The 22,840-nt window shown below is 52.9% G+C and carries 19 protein-coding genes and 1 other annotated feature; of the genes, 5 read left to right on the top strand and 14 right to left on the bottom strand.

Annotated features, from left to right (window positions below; genetic code table 11):
• Positions 1-391: 391 nt before the first annotated feature.
• Entirely contained in the window at positions 392-2,296 is a 1,905-nt protein-coding gene (locus ACML7B_RS02160) for an ABC transporter ATP-binding protein (protein WP_346708715.1), read from the bottom strand.
• Positions 2,297-2,298: 2 nt separating this feature from the next.
• Entirely contained in the window at positions 2,299-4,047 is a 1,749-nt protein-coding gene (locus tag ACML7B_RS02155) for an ABC transporter ATP-binding protein (RefSeq protein WP_418539149.1), read from the bottom strand.
• A gap of 225 nt (positions 4,048-4,272) precedes the next feature.
• Here ACML7B_RS02155 and ACML7B_RS02150 point away from each other — a divergent pair, with 225 nt between their 5' ends.
• Positions 4,273-4,884 (top strand): DUF1836 domain-containing protein, encoded by a 612-nt coding sequence (locus ACML7B_RS02150; RefSeq protein WP_418539148.1) that lies wholly within the window; start codon positions 4,273-4,275, stop codon positions 4,882-4,884.
• 10 nt (positions 4,885-4,894) lie between these two features.
• On the opposite strand, the gene ACML7B_RS02145 is transcribed toward ACML7B_RS02150, so the two are convergent.
• The 4 genes from ACML7B_RS02145 to ACML7B_RS02130 all read right to left on the bottom strand — a co-directional run bounded on the left by ACML7B_RS02145 (position 4,895) and on the right by ACML7B_RS02130 (position 7,894).
• On the bottom strand, positions 4,895-5,623 hold the full coding sequence (locus ACML7B_RS02145) for a response regulator (RefSeq protein ID WP_418539147.1): 729 nt from the start codon (positions 5,621-5,623) through the stop codon (positions 4,895-4,897).
• Positions 5,607-6,671 carry a sensor histidine kinase gene (locus ACML7B_RS02140; protein ID WP_418539146.1) on the bottom strand — a complete coding sequence of 355 codons (1,065 nt, stop codon included), beginning with the start codon at positions 6,669-6,671 and terminating at the stop codon, positions 5,607-5,609. The genes ACML7B_RS02145 and ACML7B_RS02140 overlap by 17 nt, the downstream gene beginning before the upstream one ends.
• A gap of 118 nt (positions 6,672-6,789) precedes the next feature.
• Positions 6,790-7,089 carry a YerC/YecD family TrpR-related protein gene (locus ACML7B_RS02135; RefSeq protein ID WP_106788711.1) on the bottom strand — a complete coding sequence of 100 codons (300 nt, stop codon included), beginning with the start codon at positions 7,087-7,089 and terminating at the stop codon, positions 6,790-6,792.
• A 64-nt stretch (positions 7,090-7,153) separates the two neighbouring features.
• Positions 7,154-7,894, bottom strand: a complete 741-nt coding sequence (locus ACML7B_RS02130; RefSeq protein WP_418539145.1) for a phosphatase — start codon at positions 7,892-7,894, stop codon at positions 7,154-7,156.
• A 123-nt stretch (positions 7,895-8,017) separates the two neighbouring features.
• Between ACML7B_RS02130 and ACML7B_RS02125 the strand changes: the two genes are divergently transcribed.
• Both ACML7B_RS02125 and ACML7B_RS02120 read left to right on the top strand, forming a co-directional pair.
• Entirely contained in the window at positions 8,018-8,218 is a 201-nt protein-coding gene (locus tag ACML7B_RS02125; RefSeq protein ID WP_106788713.1) for a hypothetical protein, read from the top strand.
• Between the two features lie 51 nt (positions 8,219-8,269).
• Entirely contained in the window at positions 8,270-8,746 is a 477-nt protein-coding gene (locus ACML7B_RS02120) for a hypothetical protein (protein ID WP_418539144.1), read from the top strand.
• Positions 8,747-8,799: 53 nt separating this feature from the next.
• Here ACML7B_RS02120 and ACML7B_RS02115 read toward each other — a convergent pair whose 3' ends face one another.
• From ACML7B_RS02115 to leuS, 3 genes are all read right to left on the bottom strand, one after another.
• Positions 8,800-9,651: a DegV family protein gene (locus tag ACML7B_RS02115; RefSeq protein ID WP_418539143.1), complete on the bottom strand. Its 852-nt coding sequence runs from the start codon at positions 9,649-9,651 to the stop codon at positions 8,800-8,802.
• Positions 9,652-9,796: 145 nt separating this feature from the next.
• Complete coding sequence (locus tag ACML7B_RS02110; protein ID WP_418539141.1) at positions 9,797-10,351, bottom strand: TetR/AcrR family transcriptional regulator; 555 nt, start codon at positions 10,349-10,351, stop codon at positions 9,797-9,799.
• Positions 10,352-10,611: 260 nt separating this feature from the next.
• Positions 10,612-13,041, bottom strand: coding sequence for a leucine--tRNA ligase (gene leuS, locus ACML7B_RS02105; RefSeq protein WP_346708723.1), 2,430 nt, complete (start codon positions 13,039-13,041; stop codon positions 10,612-10,614).
• A gap of 50 nt (positions 13,042-13,091) precedes the next feature.
• Positions 13,092-13,318: a binding site (T-box leader), on the bottom strand.
• Positions 13,319-13,474: 156 nt separating this feature from the next.
• Here leuS and ACML7B_RS02100 point away from each other — a divergent pair.
• Complete coding sequence (locus tag ACML7B_RS02100; protein WP_346708724.1) at positions 13,475-13,891, top strand: hypothetical protein; 417 nt, start codon at positions 13,475-13,477, stop codon at positions 13,889-13,891.
• 74 nt (positions 13,892-13,965) lie between these two features.
• Here ACML7B_RS02100 and ACML7B_RS02095 read toward each other — a convergent pair whose 3' ends face one another.
• From ACML7B_RS02095 to ACML7B_RS02075, 5 genes are all read right to left on the bottom strand, one after another.
• A complete protein-coding gene (locus ACML7B_RS02095) occupies positions 13,966-14,910 on the bottom strand; it encodes an AEC family transporter (RefSeq protein ID WP_418539140.1) in 945 nt (314 codons plus the stop codon).
• Positions 14,910-16,520: a CvpA family protein gene (locus ACML7B_RS02090; protein WP_418539139.1), complete on the bottom strand. Its 1,611-nt coding sequence runs from the start codon at positions 16,518-16,520 to the stop codon at positions 14,910-14,912. Before ACML7B_RS02090 ends, ACML7B_RS02095 begins: the two co-directional genes overlap by 1 nt.
• A 15-nt stretch (positions 16,521-16,535) precedes the next feature.
• Positions 16,536-17,978: a TrkH family potassium uptake protein gene (locus ACML7B_RS02085; protein WP_418539138.1), complete on the bottom strand. Its 1,443-nt coding sequence runs from the start codon at positions 17,976-17,978 to the stop codon at positions 16,536-16,538.
• Between the two features lie 18 nt (positions 17,979-17,996).
• A complete protein-coding gene (gene trkA, locus ACML7B_RS02080; RefSeq protein ID WP_418539137.1) occupies positions 17,997-19,355 on the bottom strand; it encodes a Trk system potassium transporter TrkA in 1,359 nt (452 codons plus the stop codon).
• A 205-nt stretch (positions 19,356-19,560) separates the two neighbouring features.
• Positions 19,561-21,636 carry an elongation factor G gene (locus ACML7B_RS02075; protein ID WP_418539136.1) on the bottom strand — a complete coding sequence of 692 codons (2,076 nt, stop codon included), beginning with the start codon at positions 21,634-21,636 and terminating at the stop codon, positions 19,561-19,563.
• Between the two features lie 191 nt (positions 21,637-21,827).
• Between ACML7B_RS02075 and ACML7B_RS02070 the strand changes: the two genes are divergently transcribed.
• A partial coding sequence (locus ACML7B_RS02070; RefSeq protein ID WP_418539135.1) for a prephenate dehydrogenase/arogenate dehydrogenase family protein occupies positions 21,828-22,840 on the top strand: 1,013 nt, incomplete at its 3' end.

Here is a 22,840-nt window from a genome sequence, read left to right as displayed (position 1 = left end):
TGCTCCGAGGCTGACGCTTAACCTCCGCCATCATCCGGCCCCCGCCTTATCGCCAACTTGCACGGCAAAGTCCTGAATTGTCAAGATGATTCTGCGGAAGAATATGGAACAGGGAAGCGTATACAGCCTGCCGATAGAAACCATATGGAAGCGTTAGAATCCGTTACAGAAAAACACCTGCGATTTCATGGGAAGATTTGACTTCCTGTCAAATCTGAGAAGAGCCTGAGCCGGGAAATCATCAGATTTCCCGGCGAATTGCTCTGATCATGAAATCGCAGGTGTTTTGATGTTAGGGATTCTTCGCAAACCTTTCTGGTTTCTATCGGCAGGCTGTATGAACTTCCCTGAGCAATTTTTTGTTCACAGAATCAGCGCGACAAACCTGCCTTTAACTCAGCGCCAGATTCCCGGTATACAGCTGATAATATTTCCCTTTCTCTTCGATCAGCTGGTCGTGGGTTCCCCGCTCGATGATCCGGCCCTGCTCCAGGACCATGATACAGTCGGAGTTCCGCACGGTGGAGAGCCGGTGAGCAATCACAAAGGTGGTCCGCCCCTTCATCAGCTTATCCATACCCTCCTGGACGATCCGCTCGGTCCGGGTATCGATGGAGCTGGTGGCCTCATCCAGGATCAGCACCGGCGGGTCCGCCACGGCGGCCCGGGCGATGGCCAGAAGCTGCCGCTGTCCCTGGCTTAAGTTTGCCCCGTCCCCGGTCAGCATGGTATCATATCCGTCCGGGAGCCGGCGGATGAATCCATCCGCGTTGGCCAGTTTGGCTGCTGCCACGATCTCCTCATCCGTGGCGTCCAGTTTGCCGAATCGGATATTGTCCTTTACCGTGCCGGTAAAAAGATGGGTATCCTGAAGCACGATCCCCAGGGAGCGACGCAGATCTGCCTTCTTGATCTTATTGATATTGATCCCGTCGTAGCGGATCTTTCCGTCCTGGATATCGTAGAACCGGTTGATCAGGTTAGTGATGGTGGTCTTGCCTGCGCCGGTAGATCCTACAAAGGCGATCTTCTGGCCCGGCGTAGCGTAAAGCTTCACGTCGTGGAGCACAATCTTGTCATCATCGTAGCCAAAGTCCACTCCGTTGAAGACCACGTCGCCTTTCACTTCCACATAGTCCACGCTTCCGTCCGCCTGGTGGGTATGCTTCCACGCCCACCGGCCGGTCCGCTCCTCGGTCTCTTTTAACACGCCGTCCTCTTCCCGGACATTGACCAGGGTCACGTACCCCTCATCCTTTTCCTCTTCCTCATCCAGGAGCCGGAAGATCCGGTCCGCGCCGGCCATTGCCATGATCACCGCATTCAGCTGCATACTGATCTGGTTGATGGGCATGCTGAAGTTCCGGTTGAAGGTCAGGAAACTGGCAAGACCTCCCAGCGTAAATCCTCCCACATTTCCCAGGGCAAGGACGCCGCCTACGATGGCGCAGACTACATAACTCACATTGCCAAGCTGGGCGTTGATGGGTCCCAGAAGATTGGCGTAGGTATTTGCCCGGTCGGCGCTGACGAACAGCTTGTCGTTCAGCTCCTCGAACCGCTCTTTGTTCTCCTCTTCATGGCAGAAGACTTTTACCACCTTCTGCCCGCTCATCATCTCTTCAATATATCCGTTTACCGCTCCCAGGTTCACCTGCTGGTCCAGGAAATATTTTCCACTCTTCCCGGCAGTCACCTTGGAGCACAGCACCATGATCCCCACCATCAGAAGCGTCACGATGGTCAGGGGAATGCTCAGGATCAGCATACTCACCAGCACGCTTACAATGGTAATTGCGCTGTTGAGGAGCATAGGCATACTCTGGCTGATCATCTGCCGCAGGGTATCGATATCGTTGGTGTAGACAGACATGATATCCCCGTGGGCATGAGTGTCAAAATATTTGATGGGCAGCCGCTCCATGTGGCTGAAGAGATCGTCCCGCATGTCCCGCAAAGTTCCCTGGGTCACTGTTACCATCAGCCGGTTGTAGGTGTAGGTGGAAATGATCCCAATGGCATAGAAGAATGCCACCCGCCCGATGGCATGGGCCAGCGGCCCGAAATCAGGCGCGTTTCCCGTCAGGAAAGGAGTGATGTACACATCGATCAGATCCCGCATGAACATGGTACCCTGTACATTGGCCAGCACGCCTGCCAGGATCAGGATCACAACCACTGCGCAGTGGACGCCGTAATCTTTGAACACATAACGCATGACTCTCAGGAACAGTTTGCCCGGATTCTGCACCCGGCCTTTCATGCCCCTTGGCGCTCTTCTCATCGGTCCTGCCATGTCTACTCACCTGCCTTCTCGTCAAAATCTCCGCCGCCCTGAGTCTGAGACTCATAGACCTCGCGGTATATCTCATTGGTCTTCAGCAATTCCTCATGGGTTCCAAATCCATTGACCCGCCCGTTCTCCATGACGATGATCCGGTCCGCGTCCTGGACGCTGGAGATCCGCTGGGCGATGATCAGCTTGGTGGTATCCGGGATCTCCTCCCGGAAGGCCCTGCGGATCCTGGAATCAGTAGCGGTGTCTACCGCGCTGGTGCTGTCGTCCAGGATCAGGATCTTTGGCTTCTTCAGAAGGGCCCGGGCAATACAGAGCCTCTGCTTCTGTCCGCCGGACACATTGGTTCCGCCCTGTTCAATATGGGTCTGGTACCCGGCCGGCATCTTCTGGATAAATTCATCCGCGCAGGCCAGGATACAGGCCTGCCGGCACTCTTCCTCACTGGCCTCTTTATCCCCCCACCGAAGGTTCTCCAGGATGGTGCCGGAGAACAGCACATTGTTTTGGAGCACTACAGATACCTGGTTGCGCAGCACTTCCATATCGTACTCTTTCACATTCCGACCGCCCACCAGCATTTCTCCGTCGGTCACGTCATAGAGGCGGCTCACCAGGTTCACCAGGCTGGTCTTGGCGCTTCCGGTGCCTCCGATGATCCCGATGGTCTCTCCGGAGCGGATCTTAAGATCGATATCTTTGAGCACCGGCTCTTCACTGTCTCTTCGATAGGCGAAATCCACGTGCCGGAATTCAATGCTTCCGTCCGGCACATCCATCACCGGTTCTTCCGGATTGTGAAGATCGCTGGTCTCCTGAAGCACTTCTGAGATCCGGCGGACACTGGCCATACTCATGGACACCATGACAAATACCATGGACAGCATCATCAGGCTCATCAGGATATTCATGCAGTAAGCCAGAAGACTCATCAGTTCTCCTTCCGTCAGCTGATCCGCCACGATCATCCTGGCTCCCAGCCAGCTGATAAGAAGGATACATCCGTAGACGGTAAACTGCATAAGCGGCGCGTTGTACACCAGGTTGCACTCCGCCCGGGTGAAGATCCGGCACAGGTTCTCGCTGGCCCGCTTGAATTTACTGGTCTCCTGTTCCTCCCGCACATAAGCCTTGACCACCCGGATGGCAGACACGTTCTCCTGCACGGAAGCGTTCAGGTCGTCGTACTTGGGAAATGCCTGCTGGAAGTACCTGGTGGCATGATTCATGATCAGAAACAGCAAAAATCCCAGCACGATCACCGCGATCAGGTAGATCACCGCCAGGCGGGCGTTGATGGTAAATGCCATCACCATGGCGCACAGAAGGCTGGCCGGCGCCCGGGTGAACATCCGCAGCAGCATCTGGTAAGCATTCTGCACGTTGGTCACATCTGTGGTAAGACGGGTCACCAGGCCCGCGGTGCTGTATTTATCAATATTAGAAAAAGAAAAGGTCTGGATATTGTCAAACATGGCTTTGCGCAGATTCCTGGCGAATCCCGCGGAAGCCTTGGCCCCGAAGCGCCCGCCGCCCACGCCGGCCAGAAGTCCGATGAGGGCTGCCACGATCATCACCGCCCCCACCCGGTAAATGTGGTGGATATCCCCGGCGTTTACTCCGTCATCGATAATGGATGCCATAAGGAAGGGGATCACCATCTCCATCAGCACCTCCAGGATCATGAAAAGAGGCGTGGCAATGGACGCCGCCTTATACTGTCTGACTTCTCTTAACAAAGTCCGGATCATCTGTCGTTCTCCTCTCTCAACAATAATTCCCAGGCAAAAAAAGTTCGCTATCAAATGGTTTGATAACGAACAGTTCCTATTTGTAAAACATATTTTACCACCCATAATTTATTTGTCAACATCTTTTCCCTGTAATAAAAATGTAAGAAATTACTCTTCGTGAATGGAAAAAATCCTTGTCATATAGTTTTAAAAACTATATAATAGATTTACTGAGGTGAAGTTATGACAATTGATACAAAGGACATGCTGAACAGTATTCTGTCCAGCATTGCGCGGATCGACTATGTAAAACCGGAAGACATCCCCAATATTGATCTCTACATGGATCAGGTCACCACCTTCATGGAGGAGCAGCTCAGTTCCACCAAGCGCCATGAAGAGGATAAGATCCTGACCAAGACCATGATCAACAATTACGCCAAGAATCATCTTCTGCCCCCGCCGGTGAAGAAGAAGTATTCCAGGGAACATGTGCTGGTGATGATCTTCATCTATTTTTTTAAAAATATTCTTTCCATCAAGGACATTGAGACCATGCTGGCCCCTGTCACAAAGGAGTACTTTGGCAGCGGGGATTTCAATATGACTCAGATCTACGAAGAGATCTGCTCTCTGGAGAAGTCCCGGATCGACACCCTGGCCAAGGATGTGGCCCGGTCCTATCAGTCCGCTGAAGAGACTTTCGCGGACAGGCCGGAAGAAGAGCGGGAGTATCTGCGGCTCTTCTCCTTTATCTGCAACTTAAGCTTCGACGTCTATGTGAAGAAGCTTCTGATCGAAAAACTGATCGACGAACTGCCGGAGCCGGAAGCCCCGGAGAAAAAAAAGAAATAAGGCCCGCGCCTTATTTCTTTTCTTTTGCCTGCACATCTGCTTCCACAAACCGGTATCCAACGCCGATCTCTGTGAAAATGAATTCCGGCTGAGCCGGATTCTTCTCGATCTTCCGGCGGATATTGGCCATATTGACCCGCAGGATCCGATTGTCGTTCTTCATATTGGGTCCCCAGATCTCTTTCATCATATAATCGTAGGTCAATACCTTGCCCGCGTATTTTCCCAGCAGGCTCACCAGCTTGAACTCATTCTGGGTAAGCCCTGCGTCTTCTCCGTCCACGAATACCCGGTGCTTGTCATGGTCGATCACCAGGCGGCCTTCCAGGAAGGTGACGGCCTGGGTCCCGCCCTGTCCGTTCCCGGCGCCTCTGGCGTGTCGGATGGCTGTGCGGACCCTGGCCAGAAGCTCCGACGTTCCAAAAGGTTTGGCGATGTAATCGTCCGCCCCTTTGTCCAGGGCTTCCACCTTATCTTTCTCGTGGGTCCTGGCAGATACCACGATAATGGGCATCTGAGACCACTCTCTTACATTCTCCAGGATCTTGATCCCGTCCATGTCCGGAAGTCCCAGATCCAGGATCACAAGGTCCGGACACTGGGAAGTGATAAGGCTGTATGCGCTCAGGCCGTTCTGCGCCAGCAGGACCTCGTAGTTATTTGTCTCCAGAACAGTCTGCAGAAAACTGCGTATATTTTTATCATCTTCTACGATCAATACTCTATCTCTGATCTCCATGTTGCTCCTCCATTTCCATAGGAAGGGTGAATATCATCCTCGCTCCTCCCTCTTCCCGGTTTTCCGCCCGCATATTTCCTCTGTGGGCCTTGATGATGCTCTTGCAGACGGACAGACCAATGCCCATATTCCGCTTATTGTCGGAAGACTCTCCTCTGGCCACCAGGTTTCCGTCGAAGATCACCGGAAGCACGCTTTCCTCAATCCCTTCCCCGTTGTCCTCCACGGAAAAGACGGCCGTCTCCTCCTGCTTACTTACCTGGATGCGGATCCGGCTTGTAGTCCGGCCGTGGATCACGGAATTCTCCAGAAGATTTACCAGCACTTGCTCGATCAGGGTGGCGTCCATGGGCACCAGCAGGATCTCATCCGGGACATGGACCTCCGTCTCGACCCCCGGGAACCGTTTCTCAAACTTGCTCACCGCCGCGCTGATCACCTCTTCTGCCAGTTCTTCCTGCTTGTCGATCTTGGCGTTTTCCGTATTCATCCTGGTGATGGACAGAAGATTTTCCACCATGCGCACCAGCCACTGGGCTTCTTCCTTGATATTTGCCACCAGCTCCATCACCTTGTCCTGGGAGAGGGCATTTTTGTTCTCCAAGATCACAGAGGCCGACCCCGCGATGGAAGTCAGCGGCGTGCGGATGTCATGGGACACTGCCCGCAGAAGATTGGCCCTCATCTTTTCCTTCTCAGATTCCAGCCGGATCTTCTCCTGGTTCTTGATCTGGGTGGTCAGGGCGCTGACGCTTAACGCCACCGCCAGCATCACCAGGAAGGTCAGAGGATACCCGGTGATGGTAAAGTTAAAGGCAAAATAAGGATACGTGAAAATATAGTTTACCGCGATCACCGCCGCCATGGCGGAAAAGATCCCGTACCCGTACCCGTCTGTAAAACGGGATATGAACAAAACCGCCAGCACAAACAAAAGCGGCGCGTGGGCTTCCGTCCCCACCGACTGCTGCAGGAAAAAGCAGATCACTGTGGCGGCCGCCAGGATCGTCAGCGTGATCAGTATATTCCGCAAGGTTCGTTTTCCCATGAATACCCTCCATATCCGTAGTATACCATGGCGCCGTGTTAAATTTACGTTAAGATGCCGGCGCCGCCTGCAGGTCACAGGCAAAAAAATCCCCCACCTGCGCGGGGAATCTTTTTCTCTATTCATCTATGTTCTGATTGATCCGTTCAAATACCATATCATAGCCGTCGTTGCCGTAATTCAGGGAACGGTTTACCCGGCTGATGGTTGCTGTGGAGGCTCCGGTCTTCTCCGCGATCTCCAGATAAGTCTTGTGTTCTCTGAGCATCTTCGCAACCTCGAATCGCTGGGACAAAGAGAGAAGTTCATTGATGGTACAGATATCTTCAAAGAACACATAGCACTCTTCCTTGTCTTTCAGACTCAAGATCGCCTGAAACAGATAGTCTACCGCTTCTGTCCTGATTTTCTTACTCATATTAAGATCTCCTTCACAGTAGAATTCACTACTGTTACATTTTAACACATTAAACTCATAAAATCTATACCTTTTTCGAAACCCCTTTTTGATTCCGCTTCAAAGAGCCCACAAGCTTCTCCAGCGTAGTGTTGGCCACCAGCTCTTCCGGGAAATCCGCGGCCTCCAGCACTTCCTCCACATAGCGGTAATCCGCCAGCGACACATCCACATGGGCGTCGCTTCCCAGCACCACCATGGCTCCCTGCTTCTTGCACTCCTTAAGCATGGCGATGTCATTTCCCCGGGTGTCCTTCCGGAAGCCGCCAGGCGTCAGGGAGGCATTGTTCACCTCCAGGAGAGTCCCGGTCTCCACCGCCAGCTTCACCAGTTCTTCATAATCCACCGGGAAACGTCCGTCATCAGGATGGCCGATGATATCGATATTCTCCCGCAGCATTACGTTCCGGTAGGCGCCAAGCACCGCCTCCTTGGTCCGCTCCCCGTGGTAGCAGGGGGTATGGAGACTGGCAATGGCAATATCCAGGGTGTCAATGGTAGGATCCGGCAGATCCACATTCCCTTCTTCGTCCAGAATGTTCAGCTCCGCGCCAAACAGAAGTTTCACGCCGTACATCTGCCGCGGCACCATCCGCAGGTTCTGAAAATAAAAGAGATGAGTGCTCCCCGGCATCTCCGGCGCATGCTCCGTGATCGCAAGACCTTTTAAACCCTTCTCTGCCGCCATCTGCGCCATCTCCCGGATGGTATTGTAGGCGTGGCCGCTTACCAGCGTATGGGAATGGGTATCAATTTCAATCTTCATTGTCATTTCCTTCTTTCGCATTTTAAATTCCGTTGACTGGAACTATTATACAGCATAAATCCGGCTTTTTCTACAGACCCTATGTTAAATCTGTATCTTATCAGTAATCAGGGAGGTTTTACCATGAACAAAGAAAAGAAAGAATCCAAAAAATCCAACCAGGAGCGGATCGACGCCTGCGACTACCTTGCAAGCGCAGCTTCCTCTATGGACTGCACCGGACTCATCCCTTCCGCTCCCACTTCCAGGGCGGAGCTTGAAGCCTACGAGGAGCTGTATCCATTTCTCCCGCCGGTGGAAAAAGCGAAAAAAAAGGATCCCTAGCACCTTTCTCCCGCCGCCGCATATGATAATCAAAAACCGGAGCTTTTGATTATGTCAAACTCAACCCTGATCCCCATCGACGGGATCATCCAGAATATCTCCACCCCCACGGACGACTGCTGCCAGCAGCAGGTGACCATCCGCAATTCCCAGGGCGTCTACAACTTCATGGTTGACGCGGACACCTACATTGTAGGCAGCATCCGCCTCAGGCCGGGTATGACCGTGGCCGCCTTCTACGACGGAAATGTAGCGGTGCCGCTGGTCTATCCGCCTCAGTACCAGGCGGTCATCATAAGCCGGCGCAGTCCCGGGGAGAACATCTACGCCGGGTATTTCCCGGAGGATCTGGTCACAGAAGACCAGTCCCTGGCGCTCAACATCGGCACCTCCACGGAAGTCATCACCGCCAACGGCCAGACCTTCCACTGCAATCCCGGCGGCCATATGCTGATCGTCTACTATTCCTCCACCACCCGCAGTCTGCCGCCTCAGACCACGCCACGCAAAGTCATCGTACTTTGTTAAAAATTTAATTGAGGACGTAGCCTTTTTGCAAAAGGCTACGTCCTCAATTGCATTTAACCCTGTACCTTTTTGACAAATGCCAGTGCCAGGCAGTTCTCTCCCACATGGGTTCCGATCACGCCTCCCACCGGCCAGAGCGGGCATTCTGCCAGGTGATACCGCTCCTGTACTTCCTGGCGGAACTTCTCGCCGCTTTCTCTGTCGTAGGTATAACCGGTCACCACCGGCCACTCTTCGTCGATCTCGCAGGCTTCATATTCCCGGAAAAGGAAATCCTTGCCCTTACGCATGCCCCGGGCCACTCCCAGCTTCACCAGGATCCCGTCTTTGAGCTCGATCACCGGCTTGATCTTCAGCACGTTGCCCAGCACGTCAAATCCCGGCGGAATCCTCCCGCCTTTCCGCAGATAGGTCAGAGTGTCCAGAACGCCGCAGACCACCATCCGGTCTCTCACGTCCTCGATCTTCTCTGCGATCTCTTCTGCGCCAACTCCCTGAGCCCGCTGCCGAACCGCGTACTCCACCAGCATCTGCTGAGGGATGATGGCCTGTCTGGTATCCACGATAAAAATACGGTCATACCCGCACATATCTTTGGCAAGACGGGCCGCGTTGATAGTGCCACTTAAGCCTGAAGACAGGGTCAGCACCAGAACGTCCTCTCCCTTCTCCTTCGCCTCATTATATTCCTTCAGATAAAGCTCCGGCGAAGGCTGGCTGGTGGTGGGAAGTTCCTTCTCCTCAGCCAGGCGCCGGAAAAACCGATGGAAATCTTCCTCGCTCTCCATCGGCATCTCTGTCTCTCCAAATTTGATAGAAATCGGAACCACAATCACATCCAGCTCTTCCGCCCTCTGCCTGGTGATATCCGAAGCTGTGTCCGTAATGATCCTGATCTGTCCCATGTTCCGCCCTCTTCCATACGCTTTTTTCAGTCTCTGTTCATTAATACCTGTCTTACCATTTTACTGGAATTTTATCCCCGAAAAAATCAACAAATATGCAAAAAATAATAAAAGTATACAATTATATCAAAATTGTATACTTTTATTAAAACAGATTCTGATAAAAAACAGGAAGTTTTTCCCGCAAACGCTTTTCATCCATTTCCTCGTCCCAGAGGGAGATCCCCACAGCCATGATCCCCGCCGCATGATACCGGGCCAGCCATTTCAGCGGCATATCCTTGTCGATGTCCGGCTTCATCAGCTTCAGAAGCTTCATATAATACTGCTCCAGCGTGGTCTGCATCTGAAGCTCCAGGATCTCCCGGTACTTGGTCTGGAAGAGATTGCGCAGCGCCCGGCCGTATTTCACATAAAAGTTCACCAAAGAATCCATGTAATCCTGCCTCCGGTCCGCATGGTCCATCTGGGCAGTCAGTTCTCCGGTGATCTCTTCTGTCATAAAGCTCACCACGTCAAACACACTGCCAAAATGCTTATAGAAGGTGCTCCGGTGGATGTCCGCACTGTCGCAGATCTCCTGCACCCGGATCTTATCCAGCGGCTTCCGGTCCAGGATGTTCATCAGCGTCATGCCGATCTTCCACTTTGTTTTATGAGATTTGTTATAAACCTTGGGTTTCCCGTCGCTTCGATTCATTGCGTCCATCTCCTGAAGAATATTCTTCCGTCCGCTACAGTATAGCACATCCGGGAGTGGATGGAAAGGAGGCACAAGCTGGATTCCACTTCGCTCCTTCTCGCTTGTCGGGCATACGCCGCACTGGCTGTGCGGCAGTGCACAAGCTCGATTCCGCTTCGCTTCTTCTCGCTTGACGGGCATACGCCCTATGGATAAAACAAGAGATGGCCTTACTCCTGCAAGCAGGGTAATTCCATCTCTTATTTTATCCGCACTGCCTATTTTTGCACAATATTTATGATCTTCTTTGGTACGTAAATTTCTTTGACGATGGTTCCGGTCAGTTTGTCGGCCACGGCGGCTTTACCGGCTGCGATGGCGTCTTCCTTGGAGATGTCCGCGGAAATGGAGATCACTGCCCGGGTCTTGCCGTTGATCTGTACCGGCACTTCGATCTCGTCATCCTTCATGGCCTCTTCGTCATAGGTGGGCCAGCCGGCACGGAATACGCTTCCTTCATGGCCCAGCTGCTCCCAGATCTCCTCTGCGATATGAGGCGCGAAGGGTGACAGGAGAACTGCCATGGTGGACAGGGTCTCTTTGTCGATACCCCCTTCTTTCTTGGCGATCTCCAGAAGCTTATTGTTGTGCTCCATGAAACCGGAAATGGCGGTGTTCAGGCTGAAGCTCTCCAGACGGGTGGTGATATCGTACACCAGACGGTGGCGCTCCTTGATCATATCTTTGCTCGCCTGGATATCCGCATCCTTGCTGTCCTGAACCAGGTTCCACAGACGCTTCAGGAACCGGTTGACGCCGTCGATCCCCCGGTCGTCCCACTCTGCGTCAAGCTCCGGAGGTCCTACGAACAGCTCGTACATCCGCAGGGAGTCGCAGCCGTAATCTCTTACCAGATCATCCGGAGAGACTACGTTTCCTTTGGACTTACTCATCTTGATCCCGTTCTTGCCGGTGATCATGCCCTGGTTAAACAGCTTGTGGAAGGGCTCGTCAAAATCCACCACTCCGATGTCGCACAGGAACTTGGTGTAGAACCGCGCGTACAGAAGGTGGAGCACCGCATGCTCTACGCCGCCGATATACATATCTACCGGGAGCATGGCGTCCGCCTTCTCCCTGGAAACCAGTTCTTTATCATTGTGGTTGTCCACATAGCGCAGGAAATACCAGGAGGAACCTGCCCACTGAGGCATGGTGTTGGTCTCCCGCTTGGCGTCCGCCCCGCAGACCGGACACTTGCAGTTCACCCACTCGTCGATGGCCGCCAGCGGAGACTCTCCGGTTCCGGTAGGCTCATAGGACTCTACCTCCGGCAGCCGCAGCGGAAGCTCTTCTTCCGGCACCGGCACATTGCCGCACTTGGGACAGTGGATGATCGGGATGGGCTCGCCCCAGTAACGCTGACGGGAGAATACCCAGTCACGCAGCTTGTAGTTGACAGTGGCGCGTCCAATGCCTTTCTTCTCGATGATATGGGGGCCTTCCTTCTTAAGGACGGAAGACTCCATACCGTTCCACTCGCCGGAATTGATCATGATACCGGAGGCCTCGGTGTAGGCTTCCGTCATATTTTCAATCTCCTTCCCATCCTTGGAGATAACCTGGATGATTGGGATTCCAAACTTGGTAGCAAACTCAAAGTCACGGTCGTCGTGAGCCGGCACACACATGATGGCTCCGGTACCGTAATCAGCCAGTACGTAGTCGGACAGCCAGATCGGCACCTTCTCATTGTTCAGCGGATTGATGGCATAGCTTCCCGTGAACACACCGGTCTTCTCCTTGTCCTGCATCCGGTCTACGTTGGACTTCATGGAGGCCTCGTAGATGTAGCGCTCCACCGCTTCCCTGGTCTCGTCTGTAGCCAGTTCTTTCGCCAGGGCATGCTCCGGCGCCAGCACCATGAAGGTGGCTCCATAGAGGGTGTCCGGACGGGTGGTGTAGACTGTGATCTTGTCTTCTCTTCCCTCCACCGGGAAATCCACTTCCGCGCCGTAGGATTTGCCGATCCAGTCGGTCTGCATCTTCTTAACCTTCTCCGGCCAGTCCAGCTTGTCCAGGTCATTTAACAGGCGCTCCGCGTAGGCGGTGATCTTCAGCATCCACTGACGCAGGTTCTTCTTGGTCACTTCCGCGCCGCAGCGCTCACATTTTCCATTGACTACTTCCTCGTTGGCCAGGCCGGTCTTACAGGAAGGACACCAGTTGATGGGAAACTCCTTCTCGTAGGCAAGCCCTTCTTTAAACATCTTCACGAAGATCCACTGGGTCCACTTGTAGTAATCCGGATCCGTGGTATTAACTTCCATATCCCAGTCATAGAGGGCCGCGATCTGATTGATCTGCTCCTTGATATGCTTTACGTTCTCCGCGGTGGAAACTGCCGGGTGAACTCCCATCTTGATGGCGTAGTTCTCCGCCGGAAGTCCGAATGCGTCCCATCCCATGGGATGGATGATGTAGTAGCCCTGCTGCAGCTTATACCGGCTCCACACATCGGAGATCACATAGCCTCTCCAGTGTCCTACATGGAGGCCGTTTCCGGAGGGGTAGGGGAACATATCCAGGCAGTAGTATTTCTCCTTGGGATTTCCCTTCTCGTCCACCTTGGGGTTCACCGGGTTCTTCTCCCAGTTCTCCCGCCATTTCTTCTCGATCGCCTTATGATTATAAGGTACTTTTGCCATTTTTTCGCACTCCTCACTTTCTGCTGACATAAAAAAAGCCTTTTCCTCTCCAAAGAGACGAAAAGACCTGATTTCCGTGGTACCACTCTTCTTCACACGGGCCCCTGGTCCATGCGCACTCATTTCCTTCGATAACGGGAAGACCCGCTCCTGCCTACTAAAACGGTTCAGCCGGAGAACTCCGAGGCCAGTTGGGAGACGTCCTGTACTGCCTCGCACCGTCCGGCAGCTCTCTTGAAAAGGACCGACTCTTAATATTCCTCTTCACGGTTTTTTACACATTTCTCAATTATTATAAAGAGATGCTTAAAATAAGTCAAGTAGTATTTCCCGATATTTTCCCTTGTTCCATCCACCCCTTTCGTGTATAATAAATATAAGTTAACCGTACTGAAAATTTCAGTAAAATATGGTACATAAAGGAGAGGTCGCCATGGTAAATTTATTAGCAGGCCCGAAAGGCAGCGGAAAGACACAGCAAATGATTGAGCAGGCAAATCTGAAAGCCAAAGAAAGCAACGGAAATGTAGTATTTATCAAGAAGACTCACCGCGACACGGCAAGTGTGGCATTCGACATCCGTACGATCTGTATGGATGATTACCCGGCAATCCAGAACACAGATGAATATATTGGATTTCTGTATGGAATGTGCAGCGCCAACCATGATATTGAGAGCATTTTCATCGATGGCATCCTGAAGCACGCAGACATTTCTCTGGAGAACATTCCTGAGTTCATCGAGCGTGTGAAGAGAATCTCCACAGAGTGCGGCATCGATTTCTGCATCAGCATAAGCGCAGCCAAGGAGGAGTTATCCTCTCTGGAAGGCTGCAATTTCCTGAATTAACAGGATAGAGAATAAATAAGAGAAAAAACAAGAGGATGTTTCAAACCCTGAACCGGTTTCGGACATCCTCTTTTTTACTGCAGCAACAGGATCAGATATTCATAGAGCGCGATGATCAGCGGGATGGTCACGATACATAAGACCGACCCCATCACATTGATGATACTGGCGTACCGGGGATCTCCCCCGTAAGTCTGGGAGGTCTGGGTGAGCATCACCGCCGGGGGCGCGGCTGTGGCCACCAGGACCACCATCAGGATATACTCTGCTTCCGGATGTGCCCCGCCGCATACCGCCAGGGCAAAGCATACCGCTACAAGCCCCGGGAGCAGAAGAAGGCGGAGCAGACACACAAAGTATGCCCTTTTGGCGGCAAACACCTCTCTTAGATCCATGGCGCCGATCAGCATCCCCACCGCCAGCATACTGATCATACCGATCATATCCCCGAATCCGGAGACTGTCGTAGCGATCACCACAGGGAAGCGGATCTTGGTGACAAACAGGAATAATCCGATCCCCACTGCGATGATGTTGGGATTCAGGAAGATCTTCTTCCAGTTCTTCCCTTCCCCCGGTATGATCAGCGTCAGCCCGTGGGACCAGAACAACACCGTCTGTACGATGATAAAAGCGGATGTGTAGAAGATCCACTCCTCTCCCAGCACCGCCGCCACCAGCGGGATGGTCAGGTTGGCCGCATTGGTATAGATCACGGAAGCCCGCTCGATCTTCTGAAGACCCAGCGGTTTCTTTGCCGCCCGCATCACAAGGATCAGGAAAATATGTACCAGCACTGCCGCCACAAATGCCAGGAAAAGCCCTGTCACCTTCTCTGCAGTGATCTCCATCTGAAAGGCAGTGACCACAATACAGGGGGAACAGATATAGACCGCGATCCTGGAGATCACTTCACTCTCCCGGGCCTCAAACAGGCCGATCCGAACCACAACCCAGCCCACCACAGCCGCCAGGGCCATGGCTGCGATCTCTTCCGCCAGGAGGGTACTTAAGCCCATTACTCTTCCGTCCCTTCCAGAGACAGGACCACATTGGCCTTGCCCCCTGTCTGATATTCCATGGTGATCTCATCTCCCACTTCATACCGGATAATATCCAGATACTCCGCCACGGAGACATCGAAGATCTCCTGAGAGCCTTCCACCATCAGATAGTAATGGGAATTGCCCTCCACCACTGCCTGGGCGATCTTCGTGATCCGCCCGCTTATGGTGAGCACATCTTTCTCGCCACTGTCCTCTCCTTTCCCGATGCCATTGCTGGCAAGCAGGTCCAGATAATTCTCCTCACACTGGCTCACACTGTCGCCGATGGCTACGATCTGGTACTTCTGGACATTTACCATGGCGTACTTCTTCACCAGCCCCGCATCGTCCTTTAAGGCGATGAAATACGTGGGCTCTCCGGAAATGTTGAGAAGCAGCGGGAAGGTGGCCTTGTATTTCAGGTTCTGCACCTGGCCTTCCGCCGAGGACATGGCCGAGGTCTCGGTGGCCCCCTCCACCTCGTAATACCGGGTCTCCATGGTCCGCTGGTTGGCCAGCACGAATCCCACGTTGGACTGGTCACCATTGACGGAAGTCACGCCGGTATACATCCACACATCGTCGTCGATGGCCAGATAGTTGTAGCCTTCCGTGGTCTTCAGGCAGTCTTTCTGGCTTAAGATGCTGTTGAAGAACCCGTGTTTCAGCGTGCCGTAATAATCAAACAGTTCTACCAGAAGGTCCGCGGAATATGCCCGGTCCACCCACTGGGGAACGTCCTCGATATCATAAGTCTTCATGGAACCGTCGATGGCGTTGCAGATCACCACCTTGCCCACTGTCTCGCCGCCGAACAGACCGATGTTGAACTTCTTCACCGGAGCGATCCAGTAGGGAACCCCCTCCTCATCGATCTCAAAGCTCAGCTCTCCGTACATATAGGTGGGGTGGGCGAACCGGAGATGCCGGTAAATGTTCCGGTTCAGGTGCTCACTGGTGGTATATTTCATCCCTTCCTCCAGAGTCACAAGTTCCGTACTCTGGGTGGCCATGTTGATCCGGATATAGGCAGGGATCCCCTCCGACTGGTTGGTGAGCCACTTGATCAGGCTGGCGTATTTAAGCGGAGTCACCCGCACCGGGTTGTCCTGATAATTGATCTGGCTGTAGATATCGTCCGCCTCGAACTGAGACACCATATCCACCATACTTCCCATCTTCCGGTCTCCCAGAAGCTCCGCCGTATCCTTGTCAAGAAGAGGGATCTTGTCAAAGGACAGTTCCTCGATGTCCTCGGTAAAATCCCCCTCTTCCACCTTCATCAGCTGCTGATACTTCCTGGCGTTGATGATAGGCGAAGACAGCAAAGTCCCCACAAGATAGACCACACCCACTACCAGGATCACCCCGATAAAAACCCGCAGTCCTTTATCCCCGCGCAGATCCTCTCTTGGGATCCTGCGGCGCAGGGTATAAAGGACTGTAAGGATCACCAGTAACAGGATGATCATAAACCAGGTCTCGGTTGAGTGGATATTAACAACCGGCAGGGCTATATAATAGTAAAGCCCTGCCAGAAGGATCACGGCCAGGACGGCCGTAAGTTTCCATTTCTTTTTCATACCTTTCCTCCCAGGTTAGAATTTCTTTCTCCAGGCAAACGCCGTGAACAGGATCAGGAAGGGGAAGATCTCCAGACGTCCCACCAGCATGTCAAAGCTGAAGATGATCTTGGAGAAAGCGGAGTAGTCCGCGAAGCTTCCCATGGGACCTACCACCCCAAATCCCGGGCCTACATTGTTCAGCGTGGTCATCACCGCACTGATGGTGGTCTCCATATCCATATTGTCGATGGCCACCAGGATCACCGATCCCACTGCGATCACCGCGTAGGCCATCAGATAGGAATAGACATTCTTCAAGGTCTCCGGGCTCATCTTTTTATCATTTACCCGGATCAGGCTGACAGATTTGGGATGCAGCATCTGCTTGACCGCCTGCTTGATGGTCTTTAACACTACCAGTCCCCGGCATACCTTGATACCGCCTCCGGTGGAGGACGCGCAGGCTCCGATCACCATCAGAGTCATCAGGATACACTTGGAGAACATAGGCCAGTAGTTAAAGTCCGTGGTGGCAAATCCGGTGGTCGTGATGATAGAAGCCACCTGGAACAGGGAAAACCGTACCGACTGCAGGAAATTAGGATAGTCCCCGTTGATATTGACCGCGATCAGAAGTGTGGCGATGGTGATGATCAGAAGATAAGCCCGCAGCTCCTCATTCTTCCACACCGGCTTAAACTCCCGGGTAAGCAGGAGAAAATAAAGTCCGAAGTTGACCCCGAATAAGATCATGAAGATGGAAAGCACCACATCAATATACGCGCTGTCAAAATGCCCCACGCTGATGGCATAGTTAGAGAATCCGCCGGTTCCCGCCGTGCCGAACATGTGGATCAGACTGTCGAAAAGGTTCATGCCGCCAAGAAGCAAAAGGATCACCAGGATAACAGACAGTCCCAGATACATGCCGTACAGGATCCGGGAAGACTCCTTCATCCTGGGCACCAGCTTATCCTTCTCCATGCCGGGCACCTCTGCCCGCATAAGATGCATACTGGTCTTCTCCATATTGGTCAGCATCATGGCAAACACCAGCACGCCCATGCCGCCTACCCAGTGGGTAAAGCTTCTCCAGAAGAGCATGCACTGAGGCAGAGCCTCCACGTCCGCCAGGATGGTAGATCCTGTGGTGGTAAACCCGGAAACCGTCTCAAAAAAAGCGTCCACGTAGCTGGGAATGCTTCCGGACAGGGTAAAGGGCATAGCGCCAAACAGGGACCATAAAATCCAGGTAAGGGCCACGATCACCATCCCTTCCTTCCCGTAGATCTTGCGGTTGGCCGGTTTGCGTATACCCGTCAGCAGGAAGAGCACTCCCATGACCGCGGCTGTGATTACAAAATAAACCGCGCTTTCTTCCTGATAGATCAGCCCCACAAAAGCGGGCAGCAAAAGAAGAAGTGCTTCCATGCCAAGCATCTTTCCTAATATGTAAAAGGTCATCTTAATGTTCATCGCTTTTCCCTCTAACTCCTATGCCAGTATATCTGTAAAACTGTCGATCACATGTCCCTTGGTCACGACGATCACGCTGTCTCCCACTTCCAGGTGGTCCTCACCGTTGGGAATGATGATCTGCCGTTTCCGTCCGATACAGGCGATCAGGTTGTTAGGCTTGGTCTTCAGGTCTTTCAGCGGAACATTAGTGAAAGGCGCCTCCTTGCGGATGATGAACTCCTGGGCTTCCACTTTGCCATGTACCAGCTGGTACATGGTCTCCACATTGGCGCTGCTGTAGGAATTCTTCCTGGCCCGCACATAGCTCATGATGGCGTCCGCTGTAGCGGACTTGGCGGAAATGATGCTGTCAATGCCCATTCCCTCCACCATCTGGGCTCTGCTGTCTTCATTGACCTTGGCGATGATCTTCTCCACGCCCTGGGTCTTGGCAAAAAGAGACATGATGATATTCTCTTCATCCATACCGGTGAGGGCGATCATGGCGTCCGCCTCCTGGATCCCCTCCTCCAGCAGAAGTTCATGGTCAGTGGCGTCCCCATGGATGATAGTTGCCTTGGGGAAGGTCTCGCAGAGGAACTCGCACCTTGCCTCATCTTTCTCGATGATCTTCACCTGCATTCCCGTCTGCAGAAGCTGATGAGTCAGGTAGAAGCACAGGTGTCCGCCTCCGCAGATCAGCACGTTGCGGATCTTCATGGTCTTCTTACCCATGGATTTGAAGAAATTCTTCAGGTCCTGATGGGTGGCCGCGATATGAAGCTTATCCCCCTGCTGGAGGATAAACTCTCCGTCCGGGATGTAGACTTCATTGCCCCGCTTTACCGCGCACACCAGGATCTTGATCTGAAACCTCCGGTAGACTTCTGCCAGGGACAGCCCCACAAGCTTGCTCTCATCCCGCAGCGGGAACTCGATCAGTTCCACCCGCTCCTTCATAAAGGTTTCTACCTTGTCGGCCTGGGGGAACAGTAACACCCTTGCGATCTCATTTGCCGCAGTCAGCTCCGGGTTGACTGCCATACTTAAGTGCAGGTCTTCTTTGAGAAGACCGATCTGCCGGTAATAGATAGGGTTGCGCACCCGGGCGATAGTGTGTTTCGCCCCCAGCCTTCTGGCGATCAGACAGCTTAACATATTCAGCTCGTCTGTAGACGCGCAGGCGATCACCAGGTCCGCATGGGGCACGTCCGCCTGCTTCTGGATCTCCGCATCAACGCCATTTCCCGTGATGCAGAAAATATCAAGCTCATTGAGCGCTTCTTTCAGTTTCCCTTCATTCTGATCGATCAGTACGATGTCATAGTCTTCTTCGGATAACTCTGTCGTCAGCTTATGTCCGACCTTACCGTCACCGATAATCACAATCTTCATCTCTTTACCCTCACTGTAATATAGAATCCTTGATGGATAATAAGTGTAAGCGTACTTACAGTAATGTAGATTATAGCACTTTTATATTACAAAAAAAAGAGTCAATTTCCCCATTTTTTCTCCTTTTCAAACCCCTTGGAAACCGCGCAGAAAAGCCGTCCGGTGAAGGTTCACCAGACGGCTTTTTCAATTCTGAACAAAATCTTTACTCTTCTTCTGCCCGCTTCGCGATCTCCGCTTCCTGTACATCGGATGGCGCCTGCTCATAGCGTGCGAACTCATAGGAATAGGTTCCTCTGCCTCCCGTCATGGAGCGAAGGGTGGTGCAGTATCCGAACATTCCGGTCATGGGAACGTCCGCCACGATCTCCTGATATCCGCCTGCCACCGGGTTCATTCCCAGCACGCGGCCTCTTCTCTTATTGAGGTCGCCCATCACGTCGCCGGTGTAATCGTCCGGAACCGTTACCTTCACAGAGGCGATTGGCTCTAAGAGTACCGGAGACGCCTCCATAAAGCCCTTCTTGAAGGCCTGGCTGGTAGCTGTCTTGAAGGCCATCTCAGAAGAGTCTACCGGATGATAGGATCCATCGTAGAGGGTCGCCTTCACGCCAACAACCGGATAACCGGCCAGAGGTCCCTTCACCACAGATTCCTGAAGTCCCTTCTCCACCGCCGGGAAGTAGTTCTTGGGAACCGCGCCTCCCACAACGGTCTCTTCGAATACGTAAGGAGTCTCCAGGTCGCCGGAGGGCTCGAATTTCATCTTAACATGTCCATACTGGCCGTGGCCGCCGGACTGTTTCTTATACTTAGTGTCCACATCGGAATTCTTGCGGATGGTCTCGCGGAAGGCAACCTTAGGTGTCTCCAGCGTGATCTCACATTTATATCTGGCCGCCAGCTTGCTGGCCACGATCTCCAGATGCTGATCGCCCATGCCGTAGAGCAGTGTCTGGCGGTTCTCGCTGTCGTTGACTGCCTTCAGGGTCACGTCTTCCGCCATCATTCTCTGAAGGGCCTGGGATACCTTGTCCTCATCCCCTTTATTTTTCACCACGTACTTCATATAAGTATAAGGCTTGGAGTATTCGGTCCTTCCATAGAGGATGGGAGCCGTCTTGGTGGAGAGGGTATCTCCGGTCCTGGTGTTGGCCAGTTTGGCAATGGCACCAATATCTCCCGCGAACAGCTCGCTGACCTCCACCGGTTTATTTCCCACCATGGTGTAGATCTTGCCAAGCTTTTCCTCGGTCTCTGTATCTGCGTTGTAAAGGGTGTCGTCTCCCTTCAGCACGCCGGAGCAGACCTTGATGAAAGAATATTTTCCAATAAACGGATCCACCATAGTCTTGAATACATAGGCGGATTTTGCTCTCGCGAAATCATAGTCCGCCTGATAGATCTCATTGGTCTTGCGGTTGATGCCCGCGCACTCCCGGCAGTCCGGGCTGGGGAAGAACCGCACGATGTCGGACAGGAGGTTGGCTACGCCCTGAGCCTGGATGTTGGAGCCCATTGCCACCGGAACGATGCTTCCGTCCATCACTTCCGTACGCATGGCCGCCCGGATCTCCTCTACGGAGAACTCTTCGCCTGCGAAATACCGCTCCATGAACTCGTCGCTGGTCTCCGCCACCGCTTCCAGAAGCTTCTCCCGGTAGATCTCCAGGTTTGGTTTACAGTAATCCGGGATCTCGCACTCTTCTCTCTGGCCGATGCCGGTGTAACGGCGTCCCGCGTTCTTGATGATGTTCACGTATCCCACCAGCTTCTCATTCTCACGGATCGGCTGGAAATGAGGCGCGATCACCTTGCCGTAGCGGTCGGTCAGGTCCTGTACCACCTGACGGAAGCTGGCGTCGTCCACGTCCATCTCTGTCACATAGATCATACGGGGAAGGTTATACTTGTCGCACAGTTCCCATGCCTTCTCCGTTCCCACTTCCACGCCGGCCTTGCCGGAAACCACGATCACTGCCGCATCCGCCGCGCTGACCGCTTCCTCTACCTCGCCCACGAAATCAAAGTATCCCGGGGTGTCCAGCACATTGATCTTCGCCTTCTCCCACTCGATGGGAACCAGCGTCGTGCTGATAGAAAAATCACGCCTCTGCTCTTCTTTATCAAAATCGCTGATCGTGTTGCCGTCCGCAACCTTGCCCATCCGGCTGATCGCTCCCGACACGTAGGCCATAGCCTCTACAAGGCTGGTCTTTCCGCTTCCTCCGTGTCCCAGCAGGACCACGTTTCTGATCTCGTCCGTTCTGTAAACTTTCATATAAGCTAGCCTCCTTGCCTTAGTAAAATCTCATGGCTATATTGTACTAAAAAACCAAACAATTTACAACTGATTTATGCAGAATTTACAATGAAATATGTTTTGACAATCAAAAGGGGACAGGGTAAAATCAATCTGGGACGTGGTATTTTCGAAAATACCACGTCCCCACTTAAAGAAGGAGGCACTCTATGCAGCGTAAATTCGGCTTTATCGGTCTCGGGCTGATCGGAGGATCTATCGCCAAAGCGATCCGTCAATTTGTCCCCGATGCAGAGATCGTTGCTTTTGATAAGAATAAGGAGGCACTGGCCCTGGCCACCCAGGAGTCTGTCATTGACGTGGCGGTCTCTTCCATCGACGAGAACTTTAAGAACTGTGAATATCTCTTCCTGTGCGCACCGGTTTCCTACAACACCGCCTATCTGAAACAGCTGAGCGGCTACCTGGATGAGGACTGTATCCTTACTGATGTGGGCAGTGTGAAGTCGGACATCCACCGGGAAGCCCGGAGGCTTGGCCTTAACGGATATTTCATCGGCGGACATCCCATGGCCGGAAGTGAGAAGAGCGGATACGCCAACTCCAAGGCCATGCTGATCGAGAACGCCTATTATGTGCTGACGCCATCTCCGGGGATCCCACAGGAAAAGACAGACCGCTTCTCTAAATTCGTGGAACAGCTGCGGGCCATCCCAGTGGTCATGGAGCCGGAGGAACACGATTATGTCACAGGAGCCATCAGCCACCTGCCTCATCTCATCGCTGCCAGCCTGGTGAATTTCGTCCGGGACCACGACACCCGGACGGAGCTGATGAAGAATCTGGCGGCGGGAGGATTCAAGGACATCACCCGTATCGCTTCTTCCTCTCCCACCATGTGGCAGCACATCTGCGTCAAGAACAGGGAAAATATTTCTCAGATCCTGGATTCGTATATCCAGGACCTGACCCAGGTAAAGGAACTGGTTGACCAGGCAGACGAACAGGGGATCTACGATCTCTTCGACACCTCCCGGAATTACCGGAACTCCTTCCCCTCCGCTTCCGCCGGACCTATCAAGAAATCCTTTGCCGTCTACTGCGACATTATCGACGAAGCCGGCGGGATCGCGGCCATTGCCACCATCCTGGCTTCCAACAACTTAAATCTTAAGAACATCGGGATCGTACACAACAGAGAATTTGAAGAAGGGGTTCTGCG

This window comes from Massilistercora timonensis (genome assembly GCF_048354975.1).
GTDB lineage: Bacteria > Bacillota > Clostridia > Lachnospirales > Lachnospiraceae > Massilistercora > Massilistercora timonensis.
Note: the sequence above shows the minus strand (reverse complement) of the source record. Positions and strands in the feature narration are given on the sequence as shown.

Coding starts and splice junctions, on each gene's coding strand:
- ACML7B_RS02110 (WP_418539141.1), bottom strand. CDS start 10,351: ATGAATCGAAGCGACGGGAAACCCAAGGTTTATAACAAATCTCATAAA.
- leuS (WP_346708723.1), bottom strand. CDS start 13,041: ATGGCAAAAGTACCTTATAATCATAAGGCGATCGAGAAGAAATGGCGG.
- ACML7B_RS02135 (WP_106788711.1), bottom strand. CDS start 7,089: ATGAGTAAGAAAATCAGGACAGAAGCGGTAGACTATCTGTTTCAGGCG.
- ACML7B_RS02115 (WP_418539143.1), bottom strand. CDS start 9,651: ATGGGACAGATCAGGATCATTACGGACACAGCTTCGGATATCACCAGG.
- ACML7B_RS02155 (WP_418539149.1), bottom strand. CDS start 4,047: ATGATCCGGACTTTGTTAAGAGAAGTCAGACAGTATAAGGCGGCGTCC.
- ACML7B_RS02145 (WP_418539147.1), bottom strand. CDS start 5,623: ATGGAGATCAGAGATAGAGTATTGATCGTAGAAGATGATAAAAATATA.
- ACML7B_RS02140 (WP_418539146.1), bottom strand. CDS start 6,671: ATGGGAAAACGAACCTTGCGGAATATACTGATCACGCTGACGATCCTG.
- trkA (WP_418539137.1), bottom strand. CDS start 19,355: ATGAAGATTGTGATTATCGGTGACGGTAAGGTCGGACATAAGCTGACG.
- ACML7B_RS02075 (WP_418539136.1), bottom strand. CDS start 21,636: ATGAAAGTTTACAGAACGGACGAGATCAGAAACGTGGTCCTGCTGGGA.
- ACML7B_RS02160 (WP_346708715.1), bottom strand. CDS start 2,296: ATGGCAGGACCGATGAGAAGAGCGCCAAGGGGCATGAAAGGCCGGGTG.
- ACML7B_RS02125 (WP_106788713.1), top strand. CDS start 8,018: ATGAACAAAGAAAAGAAAGAATCCAAAAAATCCAACCAGGAGCGGATC.
- ACML7B_RS02100 (WP_346708724.1), top strand. CDS start 13,475: ATGGTAAATTTATTAGCAGGCCCGAAAGGCAGCGGAAAGACACAGCAA.
- ACML7B_RS02090 (WP_418539139.1), bottom strand. CDS start 16,520: ATGAAAAAGAAATGGAAACTTACGGCCGTCCTGGCCGTGATCCTTCTG.
- ACML7B_RS02095 (WP_418539140.1), bottom strand. CDS start 14,910: ATGGGCTTAAGTACCCTCCTGGCGGAAGAGATCGCAGCCATGGCCCTG.
- ACML7B_RS02120 (WP_418539144.1), top strand. CDS start 8,270: ATGTCAAACTCAACCCTGATCCCCATCGACGGGATCATCCAGAATATC.
- ACML7B_RS02130 (WP_418539145.1), bottom strand. CDS start 7,894: ATGAAGATTGAAATTGATACCCATTCCCATACGCTGGTAAGCGGCCAC.
- ACML7B_RS02150 (WP_418539148.1), top strand. CDS start 4,273: ATGACAATTGATACAAAGGACATGCTGAACAGTATTCTGTCCAGCATT.
- ACML7B_RS02085 (WP_418539138.1), bottom strand. CDS start 17,978: ATGAACATTAAGATGACCTTTTACATATTAGGAAAGATGCTTGGCATG.